We start from the raw sequence: 2,442 nt of genomic DNA, 5'->3' as shown, positions 1-2,442 counted from the left end.
TGCGATTGTTGTGATAAGTGTTTTCATAATATGTTCCTCAATATTGGTGCAGTCATGTATTCATGCTAGTATTTGGTTATTAATTGAGCGCTATTAACTTGCGCGCTACCAACTTGCGGACAATATTATTCTTGATTAAGCTTGCATGCAAGTTAATTGTGAACAATATATATGAAAATTAGGAATAAACTAATGACAAAAACAAATGAAAAGTCCTTACTGCAACCAGAAGATCTCGCGTGCTTCTCTCTTTACAGCGCTGCAAACGCCATGGTTCGTGCCTATCGGCCAGTCTTAGACACTCTGGATCTGACCTATCCCCAGTATCTAGCCATGCTGGTACTCTGGAACGGTGATGCGCTGAATGTAAAAACATTAGGTGAAAGACTGCACATGGATTCAGGTACAACCACGCCCTTGCTTAAAAGAATGGAAGCAAAAGGCCTCATTTTACGAGAACGGTGTAAGCAAGATGAACGTTCATGCATAGTACGCCTGACTCAATCAGGCAACGCGTTAAAACAGCAGGCATTTCAAATACCGGAAGCGATGGGCGAAAAAATTGCCATCTCACAAGAGGAAGGCGCGACGTTAAAATACTTGTGCGACAAATTGCACGATGGGCTTGTCGCTCATTCTGACTAGCTTGAAAACGTGGCAACAACACTATTAATTGCGACCTGATGCCTGCCCAAGCATGAGGGTTTAGCAATAGAAACTAACGTCTTAGACCCTTAAAATGGATCATAATCTCTGCTAATTAATTTAGAGTTACCATAGCCATTCATTAGCACGCGATGCACTACCCCTCATATAGGTACTTTTGCAAACCAACAAAGGTCTCTCGAATAAGCTGGGGCGGTTCAAACTCAACAGCGGCATTACTGATGGTAAAAGTGTTGATATCTGATTATGAATGCAAGTCCGAAGAGGAGAGAACCCTCTTAACCCTGTTGAAAATAGCTTTTCGCTGGATCAAGCCATCCAAGCACTCTTTGACCGAGCTATAAAAGCCCAACATGAGGCGACCGACTACTTTCGCTTCACCTCGCAGATCAACAACCTGTGCAGCCCTATTGAAAACAATACATTAGCTGATGAAACCATTAAACGATCTACACATATAACGGCTAACCATCGACGATATATCTAGGAATAGCTCAAGATAGCCTGCATGAAAGATATGATTTAAAGCTTTTCTTGCCAAGCGGCCAAAAACATTAAATAAACAAAGATCTTAATAAACGTTGAGGGACAGTTTTCAATCGTGAAGAACCACGATAAATGTTTATTTTTGGGGGAAGTAAAATCAGTTGTTAGAATGACACGAAAAACCATCGCCAATTCATTGTCACGGTGGTCTTAAATTGATTAGCTATAAAATCGCTAATTGATCTCAGGTTGGATGATGTCGCATCAAATATAGAGATAAACCCCGTTAGCCGCTGCTCAAATATCTACGGCTGCATGCCATGAATAAATACCATGCGTTTGACCCAAGGCTCCTCGCTTAATCTCCGTCGGCTCGAAATTTATGGCCATCGTTATTACCCGGCATATTAGGCCCATCCACTATCAACACCTCTTCATTATTATAAAGAGCTGTCATTTGAGTCCGGATATCAACCACACGATCTAAATCGAGATTGACCGAAGCACTGACTGCCCCTGCAGCCAGTACTGATGCCATACTGATGGTAGTGATAAGTATATTCATACCTCGCTCCTTGATAATAGCTTCCACTAAATCGTCTTACCTAGTAACTTGATGGTTACTCGCGAATAACGACTTAGTGGTTACTTATTGCCGACAAAAAGATCTGAGCTATAGCTGCTACCTGGCAGAGTTGCGCTATCAGCCATGGCTGTGCCGGTAGCATGGTAGTGAGCGTTATCCTGTACATCGACTCCGCCGATCTGACCTACTGTAAAGTTAGTCGCTGACGCAGTACCTGCAGCCAGAGCAGCAGCCAGTGCGATTGTTGTGATAAGTGTTTTCATGATCTATTCCTCAAATGCTTAAACTAAAAATTTATAAAAATATGTTGGTTTACAACGTAGTGACTACTTATTGCCGACAAAAAGATCTGAGCTATCGTTGCTACCTGGCAGAGTTGCGCTATCCGTCATGGCTGTACCGGTAGCATGGTAGTGAGCGTTATCCTGTACATCGACTCCGCCGATCTGACCTACTGTAAAGTTAGTCGCTGACGCAGTACCTGCAGCCAGAGTAGAAGCCAGTGCGATTGTTGTGATTAGTGCTTTCATGATCTATTCCTCAAATGCTTAAACTTAAAATTTTCAAAAATATGTTGGGTGCGACTTACTTGCTACCGATAAACAGTTCAGAACCGTACTGATTCGCTGGCAGGTTAGCGTGATCAATGGTGACCAACTCTTCGCTGCTGTAGTGAGAACCACTCTGGATTTGAATACCGCCAC

The 2,442-nt window shown here is 42.8% G+C and carries 4 protein-coding genes; 1 reads left to right on the top strand and 3 read right to left on the bottom strand.

The window, feature by feature from the left end; all coding sequences use genetic code 11:
* The first annotated feature begins 192 nt into the window (after nt 1-192).
* The gene (locus tag KO512_RS09160; RefSeq protein ID WP_289847225.1) at nt 193-645 is read left to right on the top strand and encodes a MarR family winged helix-turn-helix transcriptional regulator; all 453 of its coding nucleotides are present in this window, start codon (nt 193-195) and stop codon (nt 643-645) included.
* Between the two features lie 865 nt (nt 646-1,510).
* On the opposite strand, the gene KO512_RS09155 is transcribed toward KO512_RS09160, so the two are convergent.
* The 3 genes from KO512_RS09155 to KO512_RS09145 all read right to left on the bottom strand — a co-directional run bounded on the left by KO512_RS09155 (nt 1,511) and on the right by KO512_RS09145 (nt 2,268).
* A complete protein-coding gene (locus tag KO512_RS09155; protein ID WP_215952043.1) occupies nt 1,511-1,717 on the bottom strand; it encodes a hypothetical protein in 207 nt (68 codons plus the stop codon).
* Nucleotides 1,718-1,797: 80 nt separating this feature from the next.
* Nucleotides 1,798-2,001 (bottom strand): hypothetical protein, encoded by a 204-nt coding sequence (locus tag KO512_RS09150; RefSeq protein ID WP_215952042.1) that lies wholly within the window; start codon nt 1,999-2,001, stop codon nt 1,798-1,800.
* Between the two features lie 63 nt (nt 2,002-2,064).
* Nucleotides 2,065-2,268, bottom strand: coding sequence for a hypothetical protein (locus KO512_RS09145; protein ID WP_215952041.1), 204 nt, complete (start codon nt 2,266-2,268; stop codon nt 2,065-2,067).
* Between the last annotated feature and the right edge of the window lie 174 nt (nt 2,269-2,442).

It is taken from the genome of Amphritea atlantica, from assembly GCF_018860855.1.
GTDB classification, from domain to species: domain Bacteria; phylum Pseudomonadota; class Gammaproteobacteria; order Pseudomonadales; family Balneatricaceae; genus Amphritea; species Amphritea atlantica_A.
The sequence above is the reverse complement of the archived record's forward strand: the minus strand, read 5'-3'. Positions and strand labels throughout refer to the sequence as shown.

Excerpts from the sequence above, each read along its gene's own strand:
- KO512_RS09160 (WP_289847225.1), top strand. The coding sequence starts at position 193 with ATGACAAAAACAAATGAAAAGTCCTTACTGCAACCAGAAGATCTCGCG.
- KO512_RS09155 (WP_215952043.1), bottom strand. The coding sequence starts at position 1,717 with ATGAATATACTTATCACTACCATCAGTATGGCATCAGTACTGGCTGCA.
- KO512_RS09150 (WP_215952042.1), bottom strand. The coding sequence starts at position 2,001 with ATGAAAACACTTATCACAACAATCGCACTGGCTGCTGCTCTGGCTGCA.
- KO512_RS09145 (WP_215952041.1), bottom strand. The coding sequence starts at position 2,268 with ATGAAAGCACTAATCACAACAATCGCACTGGCTTCTACTCTGGCTGCA.